At 68.9% G+C, this 23,966-nt stretch carries 25 protein-coding genes; 2 read left to right on the forward strand and 23 right to left on the reverse strand.

What is annotated here, in order from left to right:
• Together ACOMD9_RS19515 and ACOMD9_RS19520 are read right to left on the reverse strand one after the other, a co-directional pair.
• The coding region (locus tag ACOMD9_RS19515; protein ID WP_421417663.1) for an electron transfer flavoprotein subunit alpha/FixB family protein at window positions 1–891 on the reverse strand (891 nt) is incomplete at its 3' end.
• Entirely contained in the window at window positions 888–1,640 is a 753-nt protein-coding gene (locus tag ACOMD9_RS19520) for an electron transfer flavoprotein subunit beta/FixA family protein (RefSeq protein ID WP_421417665.1), read from the reverse strand. The genes ACOMD9_RS19515 and ACOMD9_RS19520, both read right to left, overlap by 4 nt.
• Before the next feature lie 369 nt (window positions 1,641–2,009).
• On the opposite strand from ACOMD9_RS19520, the gene ACOMD9_RS19525 reads away from it, so the two are divergent.
• A complete protein-coding gene (locus ACOMD9_RS19525; RefSeq protein ID WP_421417666.1) occupies window positions 2,010–3,674 on the forward strand; it encodes an electron transfer flavoprotein-ubiquinone oxidoreductase in 1,665 nt (554 codons plus the stop codon).
• Between the two features lie 167 nt (window positions 3,675–3,841).
• Here the strand turns inward: ACOMD9_RS19525 and ACOMD9_RS19530 are convergent, their stop codons facing one another.
• From ACOMD9_RS19530 to ACOMD9_RS19615, 18 genes are all read right to left on the reverse strand, one after another.
• Entirely contained in the window at window positions 3,842–4,948 is a 1,107-nt protein-coding gene (locus ACOMD9_RS19530; RefSeq protein ID WP_421417667.1) for a DegT/DnrJ/EryC1/StrS family aminotransferase, read from the reverse strand.
• A gap of 9 nt (window positions 4,949–4,957) precedes the next feature.
• Window positions 4,958–5,914, reverse strand: a complete 957-nt coding sequence (locus ACOMD9_RS19535) for a Gfo/Idh/MocA family oxidoreductase (RefSeq protein ID WP_421417668.1) — start codon at window positions 5,912–5,914, stop codon at window positions 4,958–4,960.
• A 90-nt stretch (window positions 5,915–6,004) separates the two neighbouring features.
• Window positions 6,005–6,832 carry a sulfurtransferase gene (locus ACOMD9_RS19540; RefSeq protein WP_421417669.1) on the reverse strand — a complete coding sequence of 276 codons (828 nt, stop codon included), beginning with the start codon at window positions 6,830–6,832 and terminating at the stop codon, window positions 6,005–6,007.
• The gene (locus ACOMD9_RS19545; RefSeq protein ID WP_421417670.1) at window positions 6,829–9,042 is read right to left on the reverse strand and encodes an ATP-dependent helicase; all 2,214 of its coding nucleotides are present in this window, start codon (window positions 9,040–9,042) and stop codon (window positions 6,829–6,831) included. The genes ACOMD9_RS19540 and ACOMD9_RS19545 overlap by 4 nt, the downstream gene beginning before the upstream one ends.
• Complete coding sequence (locus ACOMD9_RS19550; protein WP_421417671.1) at window positions 9,033–9,611, reverse strand: DUF1285 domain-containing protein; 579 nt, start codon at window positions 9,609–9,611, stop codon at window positions 9,033–9,035. Before ACOMD9_RS19550 ends, ACOMD9_RS19545 begins: the two co-directional genes overlap by 10 nt.
• Window positions 9,612–9,643: 32 nt before the next feature.
• Complete coding sequence (locus ACOMD9_RS19555; protein ID WP_421417672.1) at window positions 9,644–10,501, reverse strand: TatD family hydrolase; 858 nt, start codon at window positions 10,499–10,501, stop codon at window positions 9,644–9,646.
• A gap of 40 nt (window positions 10,502–10,541) precedes the next feature.
• Window positions 10,542–10,877: a PilZ domain-containing protein gene (locus ACOMD9_RS19560; RefSeq protein ID WP_421417674.1), complete on the reverse strand. Its 336-nt coding sequence runs from the start codon at window positions 10,875–10,877 to the stop codon at window positions 10,542–10,544.
• A gap of 36 nt (window positions 10,878–10,913) precedes the next feature.
• Window positions 10,914–11,870, reverse strand: a complete 957-nt coding sequence (locus ACOMD9_RS19565; protein ID WP_421417712.1) for a DNA polymerase III subunit delta' — start codon at window positions 11,868–11,870, stop codon at window positions 10,914–10,916.
• 35 nt (window positions 11,871–11,905) lie between these two features.
• Window positions 11,906–12,559 (reverse strand): dTMP kinase, encoded by a 654-nt coding sequence (gene tmk / locus ACOMD9_RS19570; protein ID WP_421417676.1) that lies wholly within the window; start codon window positions 12,557–12,559, stop codon window positions 11,906–11,908.
• 29 nt (window positions 12,560–12,588) lie between these two features.
• A complete protein-coding gene (gene mltG, locus ACOMD9_RS19575; protein ID WP_421417677.1) occupies window positions 12,589–13,593 on the reverse strand; it encodes an endolytic transglycosylase MltG in 1,005 nt (334 codons plus the stop codon).
• Window positions 13,594–13,627: 34 nt separating this feature from the next.
• On the reverse strand, window positions 13,628–14,443 hold the full coding sequence (gene pabC, locus ACOMD9_RS19580) for an aminodeoxychorismate lyase (protein ID WP_421417679.1): 816 nt from the start codon (window positions 14,441–14,443) through the stop codon (window positions 13,628–13,630).
• A complete protein-coding gene (fabF, locus tag ACOMD9_RS19585; protein ID WP_421417681.1) occupies window positions 14,443–15,681 on the reverse strand; it encodes a beta-ketoacyl-ACP synthase II in 1,239 nt (412 codons plus the stop codon). Before fabF ends, pabC begins: the two co-directional genes overlap by 1 nt.
• Before the next feature lie 209 nt (window positions 15,682–15,890).
• A complete protein-coding gene (gene acpP, locus ACOMD9_RS19590) occupies window positions 15,891–16,124 on the reverse strand; it encodes an acyl carrier protein (RefSeq protein ID WP_008956801.1) in 234 nt (77 codons plus the stop codon).
• 126 nt (window positions 16,125–16,250) lie between these two features.
• Window positions 16,251–16,994, reverse strand: coding sequence for a 3-oxoacyl-ACP reductase FabG (gene fabG / locus ACOMD9_RS19595; RefSeq protein WP_421417684.1), 744 nt, complete (start codon window positions 16,992–16,994; stop codon window positions 16,251–16,253).
• A 34-nt stretch (window positions 16,995–17,028) separates the two neighbouring features.
• Window positions 17,029–18,000, reverse strand: a complete 972-nt coding sequence (gene fabD, locus ACOMD9_RS19600; RefSeq protein ID WP_421417685.1) for an ACP S-malonyltransferase — start codon at window positions 17,998–18,000, stop codon at window positions 17,029–17,031.
• Between the two features lie 5 nt (window positions 18,001–18,005).
• Entirely contained in the window at window positions 18,006–19,130 is a 1,125-nt protein-coding gene (gene plsX, locus ACOMD9_RS19605; protein ID WP_421417687.1) for a phosphate acyltransferase PlsX, read from the reverse strand.
• A 38-nt stretch (window positions 19,131–19,168) separates the two neighbouring features.
• Window positions 19,169–19,339, reverse strand: coding sequence for a 50S ribosomal protein L32 (rpmF, locus tag ACOMD9_RS19610; protein WP_421417689.1), 171 nt, complete (start codon window positions 19,337–19,339; stop codon window positions 19,169–19,171).
• A 33-nt stretch (window positions 19,340–19,372) separates the two neighbouring features.
• A complete protein-coding gene (locus ACOMD9_RS19615; RefSeq protein WP_421417691.1) occupies window positions 19,373–19,900 on the reverse strand; it encodes a YceD family protein in 528 nt (175 codons plus the stop codon).
• A 101-nt stretch (window positions 19,901–20,001) separates the two neighbouring features.
• On the opposite strand from ACOMD9_RS19615, the gene ACOMD9_RS19620 reads away from it, so the two are divergent.
• Window positions 20,002–20,589 carry a Maf family protein gene (locus tag ACOMD9_RS19620; protein WP_421417693.1) on the forward strand — a complete coding sequence of 196 codons (588 nt, stop codon included), beginning with the start codon at window positions 20,002–20,004 and terminating at the stop codon, window positions 20,587–20,589.
• A gap of 96 nt (window positions 20,590–20,685) precedes the next feature.
• Here ACOMD9_RS19620 and sppA read toward each other — a convergent pair whose 3' ends face one another.
• From sppA to ACOMD9_RS19635, 3 genes are read right to left on the reverse strand one after another with little or no spacing between them, the layout of a single operon-like run.
• Entirely contained in the window at window positions 20,686–21,765 is a 1,080-nt protein-coding gene (gene sppA / locus ACOMD9_RS19625; RefSeq protein ID WP_421417694.1) for a signal peptide peptidase SppA, read from the reverse strand.
• A gap of 30 nt (window positions 21,766–21,795) precedes the next feature.
• Window positions 21,796–22,446 (reverse strand): HAD-IA family hydrolase, encoded by a 651-nt coding sequence (locus ACOMD9_RS19630; protein ID WP_421417695.1) that lies wholly within the window; start codon window positions 22,444–22,446, stop codon window positions 21,796–21,798.
• Window positions 22,447–22,473: 27 nt separating this feature from the next.
• Window positions 22,474–23,421, reverse strand: a complete 948-nt coding sequence (locus tag ACOMD9_RS19635) for an RluA family pseudouridine synthase (RefSeq protein WP_421417696.1) — start codon at window positions 23,419–23,421, stop codon at window positions 22,474–22,476.
• Between the last annotated feature and the right edge of the window lie 545 nt (window positions 23,422–23,966).

Raw genomic sequence — 23,966 nt, forward strand, 5'->3', positions numbered from 1 at the left:
CAGATCGGCCACCAATCCATAATCGGCGACCTGGAAGATCGGCGCCTCCTCGTCCTTGTTGATCGCCACGATCACCTTGGAGTCCTTCATGCCGGCCAGGTGCTGGATGGCACCCGAGATGCCCACGGCGATGTAGAGCTCGGGGGCGACGATCTTGCCGGTCTGGCCCACCTGCATGTCGTTGGGCACGAAGCCGGCGTCCACCGCCGCGCGCGAGGCGCCGATGGCCGCGCCCAGCTTGTCGGCGATGCCATCGAGCAGCTTGAAGTTCTCGCCGTTGCCCATGCCGCGGCCGCCGGAGATCACCACCTTGGCGGCCCCCAGCTCGGGGCGGTCGGACTGGGCGAGCTCCTCCTTGACGAAGGTGGACTGGGCGTTGTCGGCCACGAAGTCGACGGCCTCGACGGCGGCGCTGCCGCCTTCGCCTACGGCATCGAAGCCGGTGGCGCGTACGGTGATCACCTTCAGCGCGTCCTCGCTCTGCACCGTGGCGATGGCGTTGCCGGCGTAGATCGGGCGCTTGAAGGTGTCCGGGGACTCGACGGCGATGATCTCGGAGATCTGCGCCACGTCCTTGAGCGCGGCGACACGCGGCAGCACGTTCTTGCCGGTGGTGGAGGCGGCCGCCAGCAGGTGGGTGTAGTCACCCGCCAGCTCGGCGAGCAGCGCCGCGGTGGGCTCGGCCAGCAGGTGGGCGTAGGCGGCGTGGTCGGCCACCCGCACGCGGCTCACGCCGTCGAGCTTCGCCGCGGCCTCGGCGATGGCGGAAACGCCCTCGCCTGCCACCAGCACGTCGATATCGCCGCCAATGGCCTGGGCGGCCGCGACCACATCGGCGGTGGCGCCGGCCAGGGCGCCGTCGTGATGTTCGGCGAGTACCAGGATGCTCATGAGATCACCTTCGCTTCGTTCTTCAGTTTATCGACCAGCTCATCCACGGAGCCCACCTTGACGCCGCCCTGGCGCTCGGCCGGCGGCTCGACCTTGAGCAGCCTGATCCTGCTCGCCACCTCGACGCCAAGCTCCGCGGGGCTCTTGACGTCCAGCGGCTTCTTCTTGGCCTTCATGATGTCGGGCAGCTTGGCGTAGCGCGGTTCGTTGAGGCGCAGGTCGGTGGTGACGATCGCGGGGAGCGTCAGCTCCACGGTCTGCAGGCCGCCGTCGATCTCGCGGGTCACCCGGGCCTTGTCGTTGTCGATGACGACTTCCGAGGCGAAGGTGCCCTGGGGCAGGCCGGTCAGGGCGGCGAGCATCTGGCCGGTCTGGTTGTTGTCGCTGTCGATGGCCTGCTTGCCGAGGATCACCAGGCCCGGCTGCTCGGCCTCGACCACCTTGGCCAGCGCCTTGGCGGCGCCCAGCGACTCGACGCGCTCGTCGGTCTCGACATGGATGGCCCGGTCGGCACCCAGCGCCAGCGCGGTGCGCAGCTGTTCCTGGGCGGCCCTGGGGCCGATGGTCACGGCGACGATCTCGGTCGCGACGCCCTTCTCCTTCAGGCGCACCGCCTCTTCCACGGCGATCTCGCAGAAGGGGTTCATGGCCATCTTGACGTTGGTGAGATCGACGTCGGAGTGGTCCGGCTTGACCCGGATCTTGACGTTGTAGTCGATGACGCGTTTGACCGCGACGAGTACTTTCATGGTGTCCTCGCTTGGTTCACTCTAACGAACCGTCTGGTTAGGAACATACCGACCATGCCGGCTCGGCGGCAGGCGTATCAGCGTGTCCTTAGAACCGCTTGACATGCCCTTATACGTTTCATGCAAGCGTTTGATAGGCGCCGCACCCGAAAACTCATCCAATTTGCCACAGCGGTGACCATGGCAACAATCCCCTTGCCTACCGGGCCAGGACAGGCTTCACCGCACATTGCCCATCGAAGGGGTGACCTGAGTCGTCTATTATGCCTATCATGGAGAATATCGAGAAGCAAACGACCGTTTTAAAACCTTTCGACGTTGGTGGCATGCGCTCTAGCCCCGCGTCGGCGGCGAGGGAGGAGTGTTCAGGTGGAAAAAGCAGAACGTGAGTCCATGGATTTCGACGTGGTCATCGTGGGCGCCGGCCCCGCGGGCCTGTCGGCGGCGTGCCGCCTCATGCAGCAGGCGAACGAGGCCGAACAGGAACTGACCGTCTGTGTGGTGGAGAAGGGCTCCGAGGTGGGTGCCCATATCCTTTCCGGGGCGGTGTTCGAGCCCCGAGCCCTCCAGGAACTCTTCCCCGACTGGGAAGCGCGCAGCGCCCCGCTGACCACCCCGGCGATCCGCGACGAGCTCTACCTGCTCAAGGACGGCGCGAAGGCCCAGAAGCTGCCCAACGCCCTGGTGCCGAAGAGCATGCACAACACCGGCGGCGACATGACCCGCTACGTGATCAGCGCCGGCAACCTGTGCCGCTGGCTGGCCGAGCAGGCCGAGGGGCTGGGCGTGGAGATCTTCCCGGGCTTCGCCGCACAGGAGGCGATCGTCGAGGAGGGCGTGGTCAAGGGCATCCTGATCGGCGACATGGGCGTCGGGGCCGATGGCCAGCCCAAGGACAGCTACATGCCGGGCATGGAGCTGCGCGCCAAATACACGCTGTTTGCCGAGGGCGCCCGCGGCCATATCGGCAAGCGCCTGATCCAGGAGTATGACCTCGCCGCCGGCAAGGATCCCCAGCACTACGGCATCGGCCTCAAGGAGCTGTGGGACGTGCCGGCCGAGCAGCACGAGCCCGGCCTGGTGCTGCACGGCTCCGGCTGGCCGCTGGACAAGCACACCCACGGCGGCTGGTTCCTCTACCACGGCGAGAACCAGCAGGTAGTGGTCGGCCTGATCATGGACCTCTCCTACCAGAACCCCTGGCTCTCGCCCTTCGACGAGTTCCAGCGCATGAAGCACCACCCGGTGCTCAAGCAGTACCTGGAGGGCGGCAAGCGGGTGGCCTACGGCGCCCGGGCCATCGCCAAGGGCGGCCTCAACTGCCTGCCGAAGATGACCTTCCCCGGCGGCCTCCTCATCGGCTGTGACGCCGGCACGCTGAACTTCGCCAAGATCAAGGGGCTGCACACCGCCATGAAGTCCGGGCTGGTAGCCGCCGAGGCGGTGTTCGAGGCCGTGGCCAAGGGCGACGAGGGCGGCCAGGAGCTGACCGCCTTCACCGAGAAGTGGGAGGCGAGCTGGGCCTACGCCGAACTCAAGGAGAGCGCCAGCTTCGGTCCGGCGATCCACAAGTACGGCACCGTCGGCGGCGGGGCCTACAACTTCGTCAACCAGCTGCTCGGCGGCAGGCTGCCCAACGTCCATGACACCACACCGGACCACGCGGCGCTGAAGCCGGCCGGCGAGTGCGAGAAGATCGAGTATCCGAAGCCCGACGGCAAGCTCTCCTTCGACAAGCCCTCCTCGGTGTTCCTGTCGAACACCAACCACGAGGAGGACCAGCCCTGTCACCTGCGGCTCACGGACCCGGAGCTGCCGATCCGCGACAACCTGCCGGAATACGCCGAGCCGGCGCAACGCTACTGCCCGGTGGGCGTCTACGAGGTGGTCGAGGACGAGGCGGGCCAGCCGAAGTTCCAGATCAACTTCCAGAACTGCATCCACTGCAAGACCTGCGACATCAAGGACCCGGCCCAGAACATCACCTGGGTGGCGCCGGAGGGTGGCGGCGGGCCCAACTATCCCAATATGTAACCCGGCTTCGCCGGGAGCTCGAAGCCGTAGCCGTAAGCCGTAAGCCGTAAGCCGTAAGCCGTAAGCCGTAAGCCGTAAGCCATAAGCCGTAAGCCGTAAGCCGTAAGCCGTAAGCCGACAGGAAGATGCCACTGGTCCTAGCCAGTGGCGACGGTTTTTCTTCCAGCTTATAGCTTATGGCTTACAGCTCCGGGCAAAGCCCGGCGCAGCGCTTCCACCACCCGCTCCTGCTGGGCCATCTCGAGATAGGGGTGCATGGGCAGGCTGAGTATCCGTTCACACACCGATTCGCAGGCCGGCAGCGAGCAGGCCGGGTCGGCGATCGCCGGCTGCCGGTGCAGCGGCCGAGGATAGTGAATCGCGGTGGGGATGCCGGCCTCGGCCATGTGCGCCTGGACGCGGTCGCGCTCGGGCAGCTGGAGGCTGTACTGGGCATGCACGCTGGTATTGCCCGGCGCCACCAGCGGGGGGGTGACATCCAGGCCCTGCAGCAGTCGATCATAGCGCTCGGCCACCGCCTGGCGCCGCACGATCTCCTCGTCGAAGAGCTCCAGCTTGGCCAGCAGGATCGCCGCCTGCAGGGTATCCAGGCGACTGTTCATCCCCGGGTGCGCATGCTGATAGCGCCGCACCTCCCCATGGCGGGCGATGCTGCGCAGCCGCTCGGCCAGCTCGGCATCATCGGTGAACAGCGCTCCGCCGTCGCCGTAGGCGCCCAGTGGCTTGCTGGGAAAGAAGCTGGTGGCCGCGACCCGGCTCAGACCGCAGGAAGGGCGCCCGTGGCGGGTGGCCCCAAAGCTCTGGGCGGCATCCTCGATGACCGCCAGGCCATGGCGGGCGGCCACGGCGTCGATCGCCTCCATGTCGGCACACTGCCCGAATATCGATACCGCCATGATGGCCCGGGTGTCCGGCGTGACGGCCGCCTCCAGCTGGCCGGGATCGAGCAGGCAGGTATGCGGGTCGATATCCACGTAGGCGGGACGCGCCCCGGCGAGCACCACGCTCTCGGCGGAGGCGATGAAACTGAACCCGGGCACGATGACCTCATCGCCCGGGCCGATGCCCAGTGCCATCTGGGCGATCTGCAGGGCATCGGTGCCGTTGGCGCAACCGATGCAGTGCGCCACACCGGCACGCGCCGCCAGGCGTTGCTCCAGCTCGTCCACCTCGGGGCCGAGCACGTAGCGACCGTGCGCCAGCACGGCCTGGATGGCGGCATCGAGCCGGGGCTTGAGTCGCGCTTGCTGGAGGGTGAGATCGATGAACTCCATGCTGCCTCCTCAGTCGCGACAAGGGGCGAGCGCCAGCAGGTGAGGATGCGCCTCTCCCTCGCGAGGCGGTTCGGGGCGTGCCTGCCGCAGGCCGTGCACGGTTTCCAGGCAGTGGCGTACGGCATCGATGCCGAAGCCGCGGCCGGCGAGGATCTCCCGGTAGCTGACGGTATGCAGGTCGTTGAAGCCACTGGAGAACTCGAACAGCTCCCCGTCGCAGGTGATGCTGCGATAGGTCGACTGGCGGCCGCGAACGCTCTCCGGCAGGTCCTGTGCATCGATGGAGAGGAACCAGCGCACCCGGGCCTTCTCGTACTCCATGTAGCCGGCGGCCTTGTGGTCATCGCTGTAGTGCAGCACCTGCTGCTGCAGTTCGCCGAAGACCAGGTGCAGCATGTCGAAGAAGTGCACGCCGATCTCGGCCACCACCCCGTAGGACTTGCGTGGATCGCCCTTCCAGCTGGCCAGATACCAGGGCCCCCGCACCGTGATGTAGGTCAGCTCCACCTCATACCTGCTGTCGCGAGTCTCCGCGACCACCTTGTCGCGCAGTTCGTGGATCGCCGGATGATGGCGCAGCTGCATGATGCTGTAGACCCGCCGGCCGGTCTCCTCCTCCATGCAACCCAGCTCGTCCAGCTGCGCCGGGGTGGGCACCAGCGGCTTCTCGCAGATGACATCGCAGCCCAGTTGCAGGCCGGCGGTGATATGGGCGCTGTGCAGGTGGTTGGGTGAGCAGACCACCATGTAGTCGATCGCCCCCTTCCCCAGGCGACGGAGCCGCCAGGCGTGTTCGAGGAAGTACTCGAACTCGGTGAAGAAGGCGCAGTCGGTGGAGATCGAGTCGATGATACCCACCGAGTCGTTGATGTCGTAGGCCGCGACCAGGCCGTTGCCGGTCTCCTTGATGGCCTGCATGTGGCGGGGAGCGATATAGCCTGCCGCACCGATCAACGCAAAGTTCATGTCCGTCCCCCCCGACGTCCGCCCTGTCACCTCACCCTCAAGCGTAGTGGCGGGCGGCCCGCCCTGCCCGGCCCCGGGTCAACGCCGCCGTCAACCTCGGGCGACGGGGCGCGACGGGTCGCGAATCCACTCGCTCCAGGAGCCGGCATAGAGTCGGGGCAGCGGCTTGCCGGCCACGGCATAGGCCAGGATGTTGTGGCAGGCGGTGACGCCGGAGCCGCAGTAGGCGATCACCTCCGCCGCCTCGGGCAGCTCCGCGCTCAGCACCTCCGGGGACTTGAAGCGCCCGCCCTGGTCGAGGTTGTCGGCACTGGGACGACAGAGTGCGCCGGGGATGTGCCCGGCGACGGCGTCGATCGGCTCGGCCCCGCCCCGGAAGCGTTCGAGGCTGCGTGCATCGACCTTCAGCTCGCGGCCGGAGAAGACCTGGTCGGCCGTGACGCGCGCACCCTCGTCGTAGCGCGGTTGCCACGCGGAGGTCGCCGGCAGCGCCTCCGCATCGCCGTCGTCGATCAACGAGAACCCCGCCGCCAGCCAGGCCTCGAGGCCGCCATCGAGCACCCTCACCCCGGGGTGACCGGCCCAGCAGGCGAGCATCCACCAGGCCCTGGCCGCGGCCAGCTGCCCGCCCATGTCGTCATAGACCACCACCGGCTGCCCGGGAGCGATCCCGAGACGCTGCACCACCGCCGAGAAGGCCTCGGGCGTCGGTAGCGGGTGGCGACCGCCCTGCCCCGGCGGCGCCGCCAGGTCGCGGTCGAGATCGATCGGCAGGCTGCCGGGCAGGTGGGCCTCCAGCCACAGTCTCCGGCCCGCGTCGGGATCTCCCAGCCGGGCGCGACAATCGAGAATCCGTGGCGGATTGGCCCCTTCGAGGGCCTCGGCCAGCTCGGTGGCCTTGATCAGCACCTGTGTCATGCATGGACTCCTTCGAGCAGTTCTATGGGGGCCCGGCGCGCGATCAGTCGCCGCCGGCCGGCCTGGCGGAACCGGACCTCGATGACCGGATTGTCCGGATCCCCCTCCACCACCGCGATCTCGCCTTCGCCGAAGACCGCGTGCCGCAGACGCTGGCCGACATTGAATGCCGCGCCGGCCGGTGCTGGCTCGGCGATGCCGGCGGGAGCGAGCGGTGCCGCGGTCAGCGGCAGGGGCCGTTCGATCCCGCTCAGGTAGCGCGCCACCAGGTCGGGAGCGGACACTGCCAGGGGTGCCGCGTAGTCGGCCTGTTCTCCGGCGGCCAGGCGTCCAGCGACGCGCCGGCAGTCCTCCCAGGCCATCTCGGCGATGAAGCGGCTGGGGCGATGGTCGCCACCGTCATGGACGACCAGCAGCCGCTCCCGGGCCCGGGTGATGGCCACGTAGAAGAGCCGCCGCTCCTCCTCCAGGCGCTGCGACGAGAGCGGGTTGTCGCGGCTGTAGTGGGGGAAGTCCTCCTCGTTGGTCCCGCCGAGGAGTACCAGTGGCCACTCCAGCCCCTTGGCGCCGTGCACGGTGGTGACCAGCACCCCGTCATCGCGATTGGCCACCGGCCGACGCAGCAGCTCGACGAACGCCTCGGTGTCGCCCCCCAGCTCGGCGGCCTGCTCGATCAGCACGTCGAGCAGGCGCACGTCCTCCTCACCCTTGTCGCGCCGGGCGGCGGCACGCTTGAGCACCTTCTCCGCCTCGACACTCTCGACCACGTGCTCGAGCAGCCAGGCCGGTGGTCGGTTACCCAGCCCGGGGAGTTCGCAGAGCAGGGCCCAGCGCCGCTTGAGGGTACGTCGCTGGTGTGGCTTGAGCCCCTCGAGCAGGGGATCGTGGCGCTCCGGCCAGCGCTGGGTCTCGGCCAGGCGCACGGCCAGGGCCTGGATCCGCTCCCGGGACACGAAGGGGGTCGGCTGGGAGAGCAGCAGCAGCAGGTGACCCGGGTCCTGCAACAGGCGAGGCTCGCGGGCCAGCATCAGGTAGCCGGCCAGGGCCTGCACCAGCGGCAGACGAAAGACGAAGCGATCCTCCCGGGCCAGGCGGAACGGCAGCCCGGCTCTGAGCAGCGCCAGCTGCAGCGGCACCGACAGCGCCCAGCTGCGCACCATCAGGCAAGCCTCGTCGAGCCGTCGTCCCTCCCGCTGCCAGGCCTCGAGCGCCTCGAGCAGCGCCCGCCCGCCCTGCCCCACCGCGAGGTGGGTCGCCGGGTTGTCCGGGGTCGCCAGGCAGAGCTGGTCGGGGCGCCGGCGGTTGGCGGCGATGGCGTGGTTGGCTGCCAGCGCCAGGGCGTGGCCATGGCGGAAGGTGGTGGAGAGCGGGTAGTCGCGGGCCTCGCCGAAGGTGGCGGTGAAGCGCTCGAGCATGGTGTCGGGATGCGCACCCCGCCACTCGTAGATGCACTGGTTGGCGTCACCCACCGCCATCACCGCGGCGTCGCGGCCGGCGAGCAGCGCCAGCAGCCGCTGCTGGGCGACGTTGATGTCCTGGTACTCGTCGATGATCACATGGTCGAGAAACCCCTGGACCCGACGACGCAGGCCCCCATCGGCCTCCAGCACCTCGAGCGGGCGGTAGAGCAGGTCCGCATAGCTCATCAGCCCCTGGTCGGCGAGCAGCCGCTGGGCGTGGACGAAGGCGGCGGGGAAGTGGTCGGTCTGCTCGCCGAAATCGAGCCGCGCGAAGAGCTCGGCGGGGTCGACCATCTCGGCCTTCACCAGCGAACAGAAATGGGCCAGGGCCTCGAGGCGCTCGCCTTCCAGCGCCGCCTCCCGCGCCTCGGGCTCGTCCTCCAGCGCCGCCAGGGTGGCCTGGCGCAGCAGCCGCTCCAGCTGCCAGTCGGCGGTGAGCAGCTCCCGCGGGGCCAGCACTCCCCAGCGGGTCAGGCTCGCGGTCAGCCGGTGCCCGAGGGAGTGGAAGGTGCGCACGTCGGGCAACGGCTGCCCCGCCGGCGCCATGGCGGCCAGGCGGGCCCGGAAGTCCTCCCGGGCCGAGCGGTTGAACATCAGCACCAGCACTCGCTCCGGCGGCACGCCCCGGCCCAGCAGGTGGAGCACCCGCGCCACCATGGTGGTGGTCTTGCCGGAGCCGGCCACGGCGGCGACCCGGGCGTGGCCGTCGCCGTGCTCGACCACGGCCCGCTGTTCGGCGGTCAGCCGCATGCCGCCCCGCCGTCGAGCCGCTCGTGCTCCTCCAGCCGACCGAGGGGATGCCAGACACCGGCACTCACCAGGCCCAGCTCCTCGCCACCCTCCGCCAGGAGCCGGCTCTCGGCCTGCTCCAGCAGGCGATAGTAGAGATTGCGGCCCAGGCGGGCGGCGAGACCGAAGCGCACCGGTACCTCGGGCACCACCTCGCCGCGGGGCGTCTCGCTGAGGCTCGTTCGGTGGTGCTCATCCAGCGCCATCCGGTCGCCGACATTGGTGGTCAGCCACCAGTCGCCGGCCCCGTCGGGCTCGGCATCGACCACCAGGAAGGGACGATCCTCGACCCGGATGCGCTGCTTCTCCGCCGGGGTCACCAGCCAGTAGCTGCCGTCTGCCTCGCGCCGCAGGATCGTGGAGAGCAGCCGTACCAGGCGTGGCCGGGCGATGGCCACGCCCTCGTGGATCCAGCGGCCGTCGGCGGCGATCACCAGGTCCATCTCGCCCTGGTGCTCGGGGTGCCAGGACGCCACGGGCGGGATCTCGCCCTCCGGGTCGATATGGGCCAGCAGCGGTTCGAGGGTCATGGCAAGGCCTCGCGTGGGGTCCTGTGGTGAGCTTAGACCAGTCCGGCTCGGGTCAGGGTCTCGCGTATCGCCTCGGGCGCCTGGGGGGCGGCGGCCCGGAACAACCGGTAGAAGTTGGCGGTGGTCTGCATGGCCACCTCGTCGACGCTGATGCCGCGCTCGGCGGCGATGCACTCGGCGACCTCCACCACCCAGGCCGGCTCATTGGGCTTGCCGCGGTGCGGCACCGGCGCCAGGTAGGGGCTGTCGGTCTCGATCAGCAGGCGATCCAGGGGGATACGCCGGGCCAGCTCACGGATCGAGGCGGCATTGCGGAAGGTGGCGATGCCGGAGAGCGAGATGCAGAAACCGAGGCGCACCGCCTCCCGGGCCATGTCCAGGTCCTCGGTGAAGCAGTGCAGTACCCCGCCCACCCGGGGGTCGGTGTGCTCGCGGATCAGCGCCAGGGTGTCCTCGCGCGCCTCGCGAGTGTGGACGATCACCGGCAGTTCCAGCTCGCGGGCGGCGATCAGCTGGCGACGGAAGCGCTCGAGCTGCACCTCCCGGGAAGGCACCGCCTCCGCGCCCTCGCCACGTGCCCTGTCGAGGTAGTGGTAGTCGAGCCCGGTCTCGCCGATGGCCACGGCCGCGTGGCGCTCGGCGACCTCCTGGATCATCTCGACGGTCGGCTCCTCGGGCACGCGGTGCAGCGGGTGGACGCCGGCGGAGATCACCACGTCGTCATGCTCGCGGGCGATGGCGGCGAGATTCGCCACGTCCTCCAGGGTCACGGCGATGGCCAGAAACTGGCGCACGTCGCGCGCGCGGGCGGCGGCAAGGGTCGCCGCCAGGTCGCCGTCATGGGTGCGAGGGTCGAGACGGTCGAGATGGCAGTGGGAATCGACAAACATGGAATGGCATACCCGGTGAGTGAATTCAGCCCGAAGCCCGTCAGAGCGTATAGGTGGGCGCGCCCTTGTCCAGCTGCCCGGCGAGCAGGCTCTCCATGCGGCCACGCACCGCCTGGTCCTCGGCGCTGAAGTGGATGCCGATGCCGGGCACGCGACGGCCGGCGACCCCTTCCGGGGAAACCCACACCACCTGGCCGGTGACCGGGACGCGCTCGCTCTCGCCGGGCAGCATCAGCAGCAGGAAGACCTCCTGGCCCAGTTCGTAGCGCTCCCGGGTGGGCACGAAGATGCCCCCCCGCTCCAGCGACGGCATGTAGGCGGACAGCAGGGTCGGCACATCCTGGATGGTCAGGGAGAGGGCTTTCTGAGCGGCCATGGGCGACACCTCGTGGAATGATCCATCGTCGAATGATCAGGAACGCAGCAGTGCGGACCAGCGCACCAGCCAGGCTTCCAGCACCAGCTGAGGATTGGGGTTGCCCCCCGCGGCGAGCAGTCGCCGTTGCTCTCGAGCGTAGTCGAGCAGGCGAAACCAGTCCCGTACCCGGCCGTTCTTGATGGCCTGTCGATAGAGCGGCAGCAGGTCGGGGTTTCGCAGGTCACCCCCTTCGCCGGAGAGCCCCAGGCGGATAAGGTCCTCCAGCCAGGCGATACCGTACCACAGGATCGCCTCGGTGGACTGTCGCTCCAGCCGTGACGCCTCGGCGACCGGTTCGGCGCCTCGCACCAGCGCCTCGAAGGTCTCGACGAGCTGCTGGCGCAGGGCACGCGCCTCCGGCTCCGCCTGGGCCAGGGCCGCCAGCGGCAGGCCGCCGGCCACCTGCCACCAGAAGTGGGCCTCCTCGTCGCCCCCCAGGCGTTCGGCCAGCCAGGCGGTGCAGTCGGCCTCGGCCGGCGGCGCCAGGCGCCAGTGCTGGCAACGCGAACGGATGGTCGGCAGCATGCGCGAGGGGATGTCGGAGAGCAGCAGGAAGAGGGTCCGCTCGCCCGGCTCCTCCAGGCTCTTCAGCAGGGCATTGGCGGCGGCCACGTTCATCGCCTCCGCCGGCGAGATCACGATCACCCGGTAGCCCCCCTGCTGGGCCGTCTGGCCGACGAAGTCGTTGACCTCGCGTATCGGCCCGATGCGGATCTGGCGCTTGCCCTCCTCGGGACCGACCCGCAGCAGGTCGGGATGATAGCCGGAGGCGAGCATGACACAGCCGTGACACCGGCCGCAGGCGGTCTCTCCCGGCTCGCCACAGAGCACCCAACCGATCAGCGCCTCGGCCAGGGATCGCTTGCCCACTCCGCGAGGCCCCGACAGCAGCAGGGCATGGGGCAGGCGCCCATCCCGGGCCAGTGCGGTCAATGCCCGGAATCGGGGCATCAGCCAGGGCAGTGGTCGAAGGGCATCCGGGGGGGTCACAGCCATGGCGCCACCCGCGCCTCGAGGCACTCGACGAGCCGTTGCTGGACCTCCTCCAGGCCGGCGGCGGCATCGATCACCACCACGCGTTCGGGGGCGACGGCGGCTCGCTCCAGGTAGGCCTGGCGCACTGCCTCGAAGAAGTCGGCACGCTCGCGCTCGAAGCGGTCGCGTTCGCCCCCCTGACGATCGAGCCGCCCTTCCAGGCGCTGCTGGGCCGAGCCCATGGGCATGTCCAGCAGCAGCGTCAGGTCGGGTTCGAGTCCACGCTGGACGAAGGTCTCCAGCGCGGCGATGCGCGACGCCTCGATCCCTCGGCCCCCTCCCTGATAGGCGAAGGTGGCATCGGTGAAGCGGTCGCTGACGACCCAGGCCCCGCGCGCCAGCGCCGGTCGGATCACCCGGGCCAGGTGCTGGGCCCGGGCGGCAAACACCAGCAGCAGCTCGGCATCGTCATCGAGGGGCTCCTCGCCGTCGGGGTCGAGCAGCAGCGCACGGATTGCTTCGGCACGGGGGGTGCCGCCGGGCTCGCGGGTACGGACCACCTCGAGCCCGCGGGCCTCGAGCCAGTCGGCCACCAGGGCCAGGTTGGTGGTCTTGCCCACCCCTTCCCCACCTTCCAGGGTGATAAAGCGTCCGCGCCTCGACATAGCGACTCCCAGTTGGGCGGGTGGATGGATCAGCGATTGCGGATATAACGGTTCACGGCGTTGTTGTGCTCGCGCAGGGTGCGCGAGAAGTGATGGGTGCCATCCCCCCGCGACACGAAGTAGAGCGTCTCGCCGGGCAACGGGTCGACCGCCGCCTCGAGGGAGGCGCGGCCCGGCATGGCGATGGGCGTCGGCGGCATGCCATCGATCACGTAGGTGTTGTAGGGCGTGGCCTCCCGGAGGTCGGCGCGAGTGATGCGGCCATCAAAGCGCTCGCCCATGCCGTAGATCACCGTGGGGTCGGTCTGCAGGCGCATCCCGCGCTCCAGGCGTCGCTTGAAGACGCCGGCGATCTCGCGGCGCTCCTCCGGGGCGCCGGTCTCGCGCTCGATGAGCGAGGCCATGATCAGCGCCTCGTAGGGCGAATCGAGGGGCAGGTCGTCGGCGCGCTCGGCCCAGACCTCCTCGAGGATCGTTTCCATGCGAACCAGGGCCTGACCCAGGATGTCCAGGTCGCTCATGCCCTTGTGGTAGCGATAGGTGTCCGGAAAGAACCAGCCTTCCGGGAAGATGCCATCACGATCCAGCAGGGCCATCACCTCCTCGTCGGAGAGTCCCTCGGTGCGGCTCTCCAGCTTCGGGGCATTGTCGAGCGACTGGCGCATCTGCTGGAAGGTCCAGCCCTCCGGGATGGTCAGCGGGTAGGTGACCACCCGGTCGCTGCCGAGCAGCGCGATCATCTCGCGTCCGCTCATCCCCGGCTCGAGCATGTACTCACCGGCTCGCAGGCTGGGCACCGACTCGGGCTCCAGCCGGGTGAGCAGGCGGAAGGCCCAGCCATCCTCGATGATGCCCTGGCGGGCGAGGTCGATCACCACCCGATTGTAGCCGGCACCGCGCGGCACCTCGTAGAGGGTCGGCTCGTCCACGGCAATGGGGGCCTCGAGCCGCGATTCCCAGTAACGGTAGCCGGCGAACAGTGCCGCCCCGGCCAGGATGGCCAGCACCAGCAGAATCTTCACCACTCGCAACATGCACTTCCTCGTTCAGTCAGGCTCCCGCTGGCGCTCAGGCCGGGAGGGGATGGCCCAGCAGGTCGTGGGCCTCGGCCTGCAGTGCCCGGTGATCGGGCGTGATCGCCCAGTGCCGGAGCGCCCTGCCCCGGTGGTCATCGAGCCGGGTCACCGGCCACAGGCCCTGTACCGAGTTGCCGAGCCACAGCGCCTCGGCACCCTCCAGCACCTCGGGACCCGACTCGACCTCGTGGATCGGCAAACGCTCCAGCAGGACCTCGCGCAGGGTGCCCGCCACGCCGCAGCGATCGAGCCGCGGGGTTTCCAGTCGCCCGTCGTGGCGCCAGAAGAGGTTCATGCAGGTGGCCTCCACCAGCCGGCCCTCGCTGTCGCAGAGCAGCCCCTCGGCGGTATCGCCATCCGTCCACTCGGCCCGGGCCAGGACATTCTCCAGGCGGTTGAGATGCTTGAGCCCCGCCAGCAACGGCTGGATGCCCAGGCGCAATCGACAGTGACGTACCCGCACTCCTCGCGTCCAGCGCTCGGCCACCGGGGCGAAGGGGGTGATCTGCCAACGCAATCGCGGCTCGGGTACCGCCGGCGGAAGGTAACCGCGACCGCCGCTGCCCCGGGTCAGGGTCAGCTTGAGCACGGCCAGCCCCTCCCCGGCCTCCACGAGCGGCTGCTCCAGCTCGCCCGGGGACGGCATCGGGATGCCGAGGGCCCGGCAGCCCCGGGCCAGGCGAGCCATGTGCTCGGCCCACAGGCGAGGCTCGCCGTCGCGCAGCAGCACGGTCTCGAACAGCCCGTCGCCATAGGCCGGGCCACGGTCATCCAGGGGCCAGCCGGCCGGGACCTCGGAGGCGCCCATCACACCTTCGAGAAGACCAGGGTACCGTTGGTACCCCCGAAGCCGAAGGAGTTGGAGAGCGCCACCTCGATCTTCATCTCGCGAGCCGTGTGGGGCACGTAGTCGAGGTTGCAGCCCTCCTGGGGGTTGTCCAGGTTGATGGTCGGCGGCGCCACCTGGTCACGAATCGCCAGCACGCTGAACACCGCCTCCACGGCCCCGGCGGCGCCGAGCAGGTGGCCGATCATCGACTTGGTCGAGCTGACCGCCACGGACCGGGCGCCCTCGCCCATCACCTGCTCGACGGCACGGCTCTCGGCCAGGTCACCGGCCGGGGTCGAGGTGCCGTGGGCGTTGATGTAGTCGACCACCGCGGGGTCGAGGCCCGCGTCGCGGATGGCATTGCTCATGGACATCGCCGCACCGCTGCCGTCCTCGGGGGGCAGGGTCATGTGATAGGCGTCATCGCTCATGCCGAAACCGACCAGCTCGGCATAGATGGTCGCGCCACGGGCCTTGGCGTGCTCGTACGCCTCCAGCACCATGACCCCGGCCCCGTCGGAGAGCACGAAGCCATCGCGATCCCGGTCCCAGGGGCGACTGGCCGCAGCCGGGTCGTCGTTGCGGGTCGACAGCGCCCGGGCCGCGGAGAAGCCTCCGAGACCCAGCGGCGTGGTGGCCATCTCGGCACCACCACAGACCATCACGTCGGCATCGCCGTAGGCGATGGTCCGCGCGCTGTAGCCGATGTTGTGGGTACCGGTGGTACATGCCGTGGTGATGGCGATGTTGGGACCACGGAAGCCGTGCTGGATCGCCAGGTTCCCCGAGATCATGTTGATGATCGACCCCGGCACGAAGAACGGCGAGATCCGCCGCGCCCCGCTCTTCAGCAGGGCGCTGTGGTTGTGCTCGATCATCGGCAACCCGCCGATCCCGGAGCCGATCGCCACCCCGATGCGACCGGCGTTCTCCTCGGTGCACTCGAGCCCGGCATCCGCGATCGCCTGGCCACCCGCGGCCACGCCGTACTGGATGAACAGGTCCATCTTGCGGGCGTCCTTGGGATTGAGATAGGGGCTGATGTCGAAACCCTTCACCGAACCGCCGAAGCGTGTATTGAAGCCGTTGACATCGAAGTGCTCGATGGGGGCGATACCGCTCTTGCCGGCCAGGATGCTGGTCCAGCTCTCTTCCACGGAATTCCCCACCGGCGTGACCAGGCCGAGCCCGGTCACCACAACCCTTCTACGAGCCATCAGCTTTCCTCCAGACATCCTTGATGATGCGCCTCCGGATAGCCGGAGCCGCCATTGTGCGCATTATACCCGAGTCTCCCCGCCATGTGCCGCACTGGCAAGACCTCGAGCGAACCCTGTAGATACGCGAAAGCCGCCCCGTGCACAGAGCGGCTTTCATGGGGGCGACCCCCCAGGCGCATCACCAAGCGGTAACGACCGCTACCGGCTTACTGGTGGGCGTTGACGTAGTCGATGGCTTCCTGAACGGTGGTGATCTTCTCGGCTTCCTCGTCGGGAATCTCGGTGTCGAACTCCTCTTCGAGCGCCATGACCAGCTCGACGGTATCCAGGGAATCGGCTCCCAGATCCTCGGTGAAGGAAGAGGAGTTCTGGATGTCTTCTTCCTTGACGTTCAGGCGCTCGGCCACAACCTTCTTCACGCGCTCTTCAATGGTGCTCATTATGACGTACTCCAGTCGTTCACGTTAGCCGTTCTGATAACCAGCCGTTTCAAAACCGCAAGCCAAAAGCTGCGGGGTAGTTTATAGACGCCCTCGGGCCGGCGCAACCGCCGAACCACGAGGCCGTCAACGCATGTTCATGCCGCCATTCACGTGCAGGGTTTCGCCGGTGATGTAGCCCGCCGAATCGCCGGTGAGGAAGCCCACCGCCGCCGCGATCTCCTCGGGCTTGCCGAGACGCGCCAGGGGAATCTGGCCGAGCAGCGCCTCGTGCTGCGCCTCGGGCAGCGCCTCGGTCATGTCGGTGGCGATGAAGCCCGGCGCCACCGCATTGACGGTAATGGCGCGGGACGCCACCTCGCGGGCCAGGGCGCGCGTGAACCCCTCCATGCCGGCCTTGGCCGCAGCATAGTTGGTCTGCCCCAGGTTGCCCATGGTGGCCACCACCGAGCTGATGCAGACGATACGCCCGAACCGGGCGCGGGTCATGCCGCGCAGGCACGCCTTGCTGACGCGATAGACCGACTTGAGATTGGTGTCGATCACCGAGTCCCATTCGTCCTCCTTCATGCGCATCAACAGGTTGTCGCGGGTAATGCCGGCATTGTTGACCAGGATGGTCGGCGCACCGAACTCCTCGGTGATCGCCTTGACCAGCGCATCGACGCTGGCCTGGTCGGTGACGTCCAGCTTGCGCCCGGCCCCTTCGATGCCCTGGGCCCGGAGATCGGCATCGATGCGCTCGGCACCGCCATCGCTGGTCGCGGTGCCGATCACGATGCGGCCCTGACGGCCCAGCTCGTGGGCGATGGCCCGGCCGATACCGCGGCTGGCCCCGGTGACCAGGGCCACTCTGGATTCGGTTGACATGGTGATTCCGCCTTCGTCCTGAATTGAGGTGGCGTCAGCCTTCGGCTGACGGCGACTGGCTGGCCACATCGCGAGCCAGCTCCAGGGCGGCATCCAGGCTGTCCGGGTCATTCACCGCCAGCCCCTTGCTGCCCCGGGCGATCCGCTTGCCGAGCCCGGTCAGCACCTTGCCCGGCCCGCACTCTATGAACACACGGGCACCCTGCTCCACCATGGCCTCGACGCAGGAGGTCCAGCGCACCGGCTGGTAGAGCTGCTCGAGCAACCGCGTGCGCAGGGTCGCCACGTCGGCATGGGCCTGGGCATCGACATTCTGGATCACCGTGTAACGCGGCGAGCGCAGCTCGATCTCCTCCATGGCCGCGGCCAGACGCTCGGCCGCCGGGCGCATCAGGGCGCAATGGGAAGGCACCGAGACCGGCAACGGCATGGCACGCTTGGCTCCCGCCTCCTGGCATGCCGCGATGGCCCTTTCCACGGCCGCCTTCGAACCGGCGATCACCACCTGCCCCGGGGCATTGTAGTTGACCGCCGAGACCACATCACCCTGGGCGGCTTCGGCACAGGCCTGCTCCACGACGGCGTCGTCGAGGCCGAGGATCGCCGCCATGGCCCCCTCGCCTACCGGTACCGCCTGCTGCATCGCCTCGCCCCGCAGCCTCACCAGGCGCACGCCCTGGGCGAAGGGCAAGGCGCCGGCACACACCATGGCGCTGTACTCGCCCAGGCTGTGGCCGGCCATGGCACCGGGACGCGGACCTTCGAGTTCCTGCCAGACCCGCCAGATCGCCACGCTGGCGGCCAGCAGCGCCGGCTGGGTGCAGGCGGTGGCATTGAGGGCCTGATCGGGCCCCTCCTGGACCACCTGCCAGAGATCGTAACCCAGAGCGTCCGCGGCCTCCTCGAAGGTGGTCCGCACCACGCTGTAGCGTTCCGCCAGCTCCCGCAGCATGCCAACCTGCTGGGAACCCTGCCCGGGGAACACGAGGGCAAGGGGTTGAGTCATGTCTGTCACCTTTGCTCTTGTTGGCTCATGTCGTCGCCGAGCGAGCCCGGCTCATCCTGTGCGAGGATCCTCGATCCACTGTCGATTCGACCGGTCGCACCGGGCGAATCGACAGCAGACCGCCTTTGGCCGAGTTCGGCCGCCAGCCGGGAGGGCAGGTCCCGACTCACCTCCTGCACCGCACGGGCCACCGCATAGTGGAAACCGGTGGCGTCGGCACTGCCGTGGCTCTTGACCACGATGCCGGCCAGTCCGAGCAGGCTGGCGCCATTGTAGCGCACCGGGTCCAGCTCGCTCTTCAGGCGTCGCAGCGTCGGTCTCGCCAGGGCGCCCACCAGCCGACTGCTCCAATGGGCCTCGAAGGCGGCCTGCACCCGCTCGACCAGCATCCGCGCCAGCCCCTCGCTGGCCTTGAGTACCGCATTGCCGACGAAGCCGTCGCAGACCACCACGTCGGCGGCCCCGCTGAACACCCCGTCACCCTCGACGAAGCCACAGTAGTCGATGTCCGGCATCCGCCGCAGCAGGGCATCCGCCTCGCGCACGCTGACCGTGCCCTTGGTACCCTCGACGCCGACATTGAGCAGCGCCACCCGAGGCGCCGCCACGCCATCCACATGGCGCGCCATCACCTCGCCCATCAGGGCGAAATCCACCAGGCGCTCGGCAGAGGCCTCGACGTTGGCCCCCAGGTCGAGCAGGTAGCAGCGCCCCTCGTTGCGAGTGGGAATGGCGGTACTGATGGCCGGCCGGGGGACGCCCGCCACCATGCCCAGGGCACGCCGAGCCAGGGCCATCAGTGCCCCGGTGTTGCCGGCACTGACCCCGGCCACGGCCTGGCCGCCGGCAACGCAGTCGAGCATCCTCGCCATGCTGGTCTCTCGCCCATGACGCAGGGCATCGGAAGGCCGTTGTGCCTGACCGATGACCGCGCCGGCATCCACGATGTCCAGACGCGAGCCAGCCGCGGCGAGGTGCCGCGGCAGGCGAGAGATCTCGTCTTGCAGCTGCCGGCGAGGGCCGAACAGCCGGATCTCGAGGCGGGGGTCCTGGATGGCAGCGCTGGCCGCTCCCTGCACGGTGGCACGGGGACCGAGGTCACCGCCCATCGCATCGATGGCGATCCGCACGTCAGCGGCCAGCTGTCACCGAGGGAGTCGTCGTCGCCTCAGGCGTCGACGATCTTGCGACCCCGGTAGAAACCGTCCGGCGACACATGGTGGCGCAGGTGGGTGGTGCCGGTTTCCTTGTCCTGGGACAGGGCCGGGGCGCTGAGGGCGTCGTGGCTGCGACGCATGCCGCGCTTGGAACGGGTCTTGCGGTTCTGTTGAACTGCCATGGGATGTCACTCCAGAGTGCAATCGATGATGAATCAGTGTTTGTCCTTGAGGCGCTTGAGCACCTCGAACGGACTCGCAGCGGGCTCGCGCCCTGCCTCGGCATCCGCCCCGCTGGTCAGCTGGTCGCGAGAGACCTCACAGTCGGCCTCGTCGTGGTAAACCACCTGAGGCAGGCTGAGGATCAGTTCATCCTCGACCACCGTCAGCAGGTTCAGCTGTTCGTTTTCCACCAGCACCGGCTCGTGGGTGCTCGGCAGCTCGGCCGCCAGAGCATCGCTCGTGACCATGCCCAGCAGGAACTCGCTCTCGACGTGCTGCGCCAGGGGCGAGAGGCAGCGCCGGCATGGCAGCTGCAGCTCGGCCTCGAGGCGCCCGCGAATCACCCGGCGCCCCTGGGCGTCGATGCCGAAGTCGAGCCAGACGCGGCAGTCGCCGGCCTGGGCCCCGACCTCGTCGGCGAGGCGTGCGAAACCGTCGAGGGCCATCAGCCCTTCGAGGTGCTCGGCGCGGGCGGCGAGCTTGTAGGGCTCGACCCTGCTGGGGAGTCGTGTGGTCAACATAGGCGCGCAATGATAGGCACTCGCCCTGCCCCTGTCAAAGTCACCGTGCCCAGGCATTACAATGGACCACCACCCTTCATCCACTGCCCGGGAGAACGCCCATGCCACGCCTCGTCCTCGCCTCAGGTTCCCGCTGGCGCCGCCAGCTTCTCGACCGCCTGGAAATCCCCTATGCCTGGGCCAGCCCCGACATCGACGAGACCCCGCGAGCCGGCGAATCGCCCGAGGCCCTGGTCCATCGCCTGGCACTGGCCAAGGCCAGCCGCCTGGCCGACGACTGGCCGGACCACCTGGTCGTCGGCTCCGACCAGGTGGCGGTGTTCGAGGGCGAGATCCTCGGCAAGCCGGGCGACGCGGCCACCGCCCGCGCCAACCTGGCCCGCTTCTCCGGCCACCGCGTACGCTTTGTCACCGGCCTGGCCCTGGTGGACACGCGCCGCGGCCAGCACCGCGTCTGCCACGAGCACTACGACGTGGTGTTCCGTGAACTGAGCGAGGGCGAGATCGCCCGCTACGTGGAACGCGAGCAACCGCTGGACAGCGCCGGCAGCTTCCGCATGGAGGGGCTGGGCATCGCGCTGTTCGAGAAGCTCGAGGGGGACGACCCCAACACCCTGATCGGCCTGCCGCTGATCCGCCTCTGCGCGCTGCTGCGCGAGGCGGGTTTGGATCCGCTAGGGGAGCCATAAGCTGGAAGCTGGAAGACAGCATGTTACCTGCATCTCCTGCATCAAGGGGTTTTCTTCAAGCTTCCAGGCGCGCAGCGCCGCTCTTCCAGCTTCAAGCTAATAGGCCTGATAGCGCAGCGGCGACTGGCCGGTGGGCACGCCCAGCCACTCCATGGCGACCCGGCCGAACTGCCGCGAGATCCGCTCGAAGGGGTCCAGGCGCGGCGTATAGTCGCGCACCCGCGGCTCGGGCAGTCGCTCCCGGGCCAGGACGTCGAGGCTGCCGATGGCATCGACCAACCCCAGCTCGAGGGCCTGCTCGCCGCTCCATATCAGCCCGCTGAAGAGCCGCTCGTCGTCGACCAGGCGCTCGCCGCGCCCCTGGCGCACGTCGTCGATGAACTGCTGGTGAGTGGTCTCCAGCACCGATTGCCAGAAGTCGCGCTGCTCCGGCGCCACCGACGAGAAGGGATCGAGGAAGGCCTTGTTGTCACCGGCGGCATAGACCCGGCGCTCGACGCCCAGCCGCTCGATGGCCTCCTCGAAGCCGAAGCTGGCGGAGATCACGCCGATGGAGCCGACGAGACTGGCCGGCGCGGCGATCACCTCGTCGGCCGCCGCGGCGATGTAGTAGGCACCACTGGCCCCGACATCCTCGATCACCGCGATGATCGGCTTGCCTCCCTCGTCGCGCAGGCGCATCACCTCGTCGTAGATGCGTCGGGACTGCACCGGGCTCCCGCCGGGGCTGTCGATGTGCAGCACCACCACCGCGGCACCCTCGGCATCCCAGGCGCGGTTGATCCCCTCGATGATGCGTTCGGCGCTGGCCGGCGACTCGCTGTCGATCGCCCCCTTCACCTTGACCACGCCGAGGTGCGGCCCTGCCGGCGCCCCGGGTGTCGGGGTGCCGAAGATCCCGTAGAGAGTGGTGGCAAGCGACGCCAGGATCAGCAGCGTGAAGAAGAGGCGGAAGAACAGCTTCCAGCGCCGCGTGCGACGCTGCTCCACCAGCACCCCGCCGATCCAGCGATCCATCATCTCCATCTGCATCAGGCGCTGGCGCTCGCGCAGCGCCTCGGCATCCTCGGCCGGCGGAGCCGCTCGCGCCTCCCGCGACTGGCGCACCTCACGGGCTTCCTCGGGCCCCAGCTGCGGCCCCTCGGTCCAACGGTCTTCTCGCTTGTCGTCGCTCATGATCACCCTGTCCTTGAAGTGCTGGAAACGCTAGCCGTGAAGCCAGTCGAAGAGTTCGGGGGCCGCCTCGGCGGTGAACACCGGACGGCTCGCGGCCAGCCTCTCCGGGGCGTGGACCCCGTAGGTCACCGCCACCCGGTCCATGCCCAGGGCCCGGGCCATCTCCAGGTCGTATTCGGTATCGCCGATCATCACTGCCTCGCCGACATCGACGTCGAGCTCGGCGAGGAGTTCCTCGAGCATGCGCGGATGTGGCTTGGAGAGGGTCTCGTCGGCGGTCCGGCTGGCATGGAACCAGCGGCCGCTGCCGCTCTCGCGGAATACCCGGTCGAGCCCGCGGCGGCTCTTCCCGGTGGCCACCGCCAGGCGCTGACCGGGTCGCCCGTGAAGGCTGGCCAGCCCCTCCTCCGCTCCAGGGAAGAAACGCATCGGCGCATGATCGCCCTCGACGAAGTGCCAGGCATAGCGGCTGCGCAGCAACTCGGCGCGATCGGGATCGATGCCCGGACAGAGGGTGGCGATCGCCTCGGGAAGGCCCAGGCCGATGATGTTGCGCACGCTATCCGGCGCAAGCTCCCCCCAGCCGGCGTCACGGGAGGCCGCCTGCATGCAGGCGACGATCCGCGCGGCGGAATCCATCAGGGTCCCGTCCCAGTCGAAGATCACCAGTCGGTAGCGCATTGTCGTCTCCGTGTCAGGCTGAAGGGGTCAAGGGGCGCGGCGGGCTCGGGTCAGCACCGTCTCGAGCTCCTCGGGCAGCGGGGCCCGGATCTGCACCGGCCGCCCGCTGGTCGGCTCGGGAAAGGTCAGGGCGGCGGCATGCAGGAACAGCCGCGACAGGCCGAGGGAGGCGGCCAGGCGCTCGCCCTCCCGCGAGCCGTACTTGTCGTCGCCCAGCAGCGGATGACCGGCATGGGCGGCATGCACGCGGATCTGGTGGGTCCGGCCGGTGACCGGCTCGGCCGCCACCAGGGTGGCCTTCTCGAAGGTCTCGCGCACCACGAAGCGGGTGCGCGCCACCTTGCCGGCCGGGTCCACCCGCACCCGGCGCTCGCCGTTGCCGAGCTCGTAGCGCTCCAGGCGCGCCGCGACGAAGTCACGCCGTGCCGGCCAGCGACCGGCCACCAGCGCCAGGTACTGCTTGTCCATCCGGTGCTGCTTGAGCGACTCGTTGAGGGCGAGCAGCGCCGGGCGCGACTTGGCCAGCAGCAGGCAGCCCGAGGTATCGCGATCGAGGCGATGGACCAGCTCGAGGAAGTCGAGATCCTCGCGCACCTGGCGCAGCGCCTCGATCAGGCCGATCTTCACCCCGCTACCGCCATGCACGGCGAGTCCCGCGGGCTTGTTGATCACCAGCCAGTCTCGCCCCTCCACCAGCACGCTGCCGGCGAGCAGGTTGCGCAGGTTGTCGCTGACCTCGCGCACCGCCTCGCGCGGGGTCAGCTTGAGCGGCGGGATACGCACCATGTCGCCCAGCGCCAGCCGGTGGTCGGCCTTGACGCGCTTCTTGTTCACCCGAACCTCGCCCTTGCGCACGATGCGGTAGATGAGTGCCCGGGGCACCCCCTTGATGCGCGTCATCAGGAAATTGTCGACCCGCTGGCCCACCTGGCCCTCGGTCACTTCCACCCACTGCACGTCGCGCCCTTCGGCCATGCCGACACCCCACTGACAACCTGCGGAAAAGCCGCATTCTATCGCACCGGGCGCCGTCCTGCGCCAATTGCTGCTCCCACCCGTTTACTGTTATATTGCTGGCTCGCCTCAATGGGCCCTGGTGGCCCGATTGTGCGCCTGCACGACAGACACGCAGGCCGGAGCGAAAAGATCAGGCCGCGACGACGCCCGCTACCATGACGTCCCGCCGCCGAGCAGCGAAAGCAGGAAAACGAGAAACGATATTCACGCCACGCCCGGATCCCCGTCCGCTCTCCAGGTCATGGAGCGGGCGCAGGCCACGGGAAACGTTCAACATCGTGCCGGAGGCCGGCGTTGGCGAATCGATGAATGCCAGGTGTTGGCGGTGACCGCAGGGCCGGATGGGTGACACCCCACCGAAACATGTCCTGCCTCCGCCCCGTACTCAACATGGTCATGCCGTGCCGGAACCGCTCATGATGCCCCGTTCCGACACGGCCGGGCGCTACTGCGCATCCGTGACATGCGCTGAGCACAAGCACGCAGCACCCAGAGGTTCGCCA

This window comes from Halomonas terrestris (assembly GCF_049166755.1).
Classification (GTDB): Bacteria; Pseudomonadota; Gammaproteobacteria; order Pseudomonadales; family Halomonadaceae; genus Halomonas.

What these genes read in the sequence shown, in the direction of transcription:
- ACOMD9_RS19520 (WP_421417665.1), bottom strand. Translation starts at nt 1,640, where the DNA reads ATGAAAGTACTCGTCGCGGTCAAACGCGTCATCGACTACAACGTCAAG.
- ACOMD9_RS19530 (WP_421417667.1), bottom strand. Translation starts at nt 4,948, where the DNA reads ATGGAGTTCATCGATCTCACCCTCCAGCAAGCGCGACTCAAGCCCCGG.
- ACOMD9_RS19535 (WP_421417668.1), bottom strand. Translation starts at nt 5,914, where the DNA reads ATGAACTTTGCGTTGATCGGTGCGGCAGGCTATATCGCTCCCCGCCAC.
- ACOMD9_RS19540 (WP_421417669.1), bottom strand. Translation starts at nt 6,832, where the DNA reads ATGACACAGGTGCTGATCAAGGCCACCGAGCTGGCCGAGGCCCTCGAA.
- ACOMD9_RS19545 (WP_421417670.1), bottom strand. Translation starts at nt 9,042, where the DNA reads ATGCGGCTGACCGCCGAACAGCGGGCCGTGGTCGAGCACGGCGACGGC.
- ACOMD9_RS19550 (WP_421417671.1), bottom strand. Translation starts at nt 9,611, where the DNA reads ATGACCCTCGAACCGCTGCTGGCCCATATCGACCCGGAGGGCGAGATC.
- ACOMD9_RS19555 (WP_421417672.1), bottom strand. Translation starts at nt 10,501, where the DNA reads ATGTTTGTCGATTCCCACTGCCATCTCGACCGTCTCGACCCTCGCACC.
- ACOMD9_RS19560 (WP_421417674.1), bottom strand. Translation starts at nt 10,877, where the DNA reads ATGGCCGCTCAGAAAGCCCTCTCCCTGACCATCCAGGATGTGCCGACC.
- ACOMD9_RS19565 (WP_421417712.1), bottom strand. Translation starts at nt 11,870, where the DNA reads ATGCCCCGATTCCGGGCATTGACCGCACTGGCCCGGGATGGGCGCCTG.
- tmk (WP_421417676.1), bottom strand. Translation starts at nt 12,559, where the DNA reads ATGTCGAGGCGCGGACGCTTTATCACCCTGGAAGGTGGGGAAGGGGTG.
- mltG (WP_421417677.1), bottom strand. Translation starts at nt 13,593, where the DNA reads ATGTTGCGAGTGGTGAAGATTCTGCTGGTGCTGGCCATCCTGGCCGGG.
- pabC (WP_421417679.1), bottom strand. Translation starts at nt 14,443, where the DNA reads ATGGGCGCCTCCGAGGTCCCGGCCGGCTGGCCCCTGGATGACCGTGGC.
- fabF (WP_421417681.1), bottom strand. Translation starts at nt 15,681, where the DNA reads ATGGCTCGTAGAAGGGTTGTGGTGACCGGGCTCGGCCTGGTCACGCCG.
- acpP (WP_008956801.1), bottom strand. Translation starts at nt 16,124, where the DNA reads ATGAGCACCATTGAAGAGCGCGTGAAGAAGGTTGTGGCCGAGCGCCTG.
- fabG (WP_421417684.1), bottom strand. Translation starts at nt 16,994, where the DNA reads ATGTCAACCGAATCCAGAGTGGCCCTGGTCACCGGGGCCAGCCGCGGT.
- fabD (WP_421417685.1), bottom strand. Translation starts at nt 18,000, where the DNA reads ATGACTCAACCCCTTGCCCTCGTGTTCCCCGGGCAGGGTTCCCAGCAG.
- rpmF (WP_421417689.1), bottom strand. Translation starts at nt 19,339, where the DNA reads ATGGCAGTTCAACAGAACCGCAAGACCCGTTCCAAGCGCGGCATGCGT.
- ACOMD9_RS19615 (WP_421417691.1), bottom strand. Translation starts at nt 19,900, where the DNA reads ATGTTGACCACACGACTCCCCAGCAGGGTCGAGCCCTACAAGCTCGCC.
- ACOMD9_RS19620 (WP_421417693.1), top strand. Translation starts at nt 20,002, where the DNA reads ATGCCACGCCTCGTCCTCGCCTCAGGTTCCCGCTGGCGCCGCCAGCTT.
- sppA (WP_421417694.1), bottom strand. Translation starts at nt 21,765, where the DNA reads ATGAGCGACGACAAGCGAGAAGACCGTTGGACCGAGGGGCCGCAGCTG.
- ACOMD9_RS19630 (WP_421417695.1), bottom strand. Translation starts at nt 22,446, where the DNA reads ATGCGCTACCGACTGGTGATCTTCGACTGGGACGGGACCCTGATGGAT.
- ACOMD9_RS19635 (WP_421417696.1), bottom strand. Translation starts at nt 23,421, where the DNA reads ATGGCCGAAGGGCGCGACGTGCAGTGGGTGGAAGTGACCGAGGGCCAG.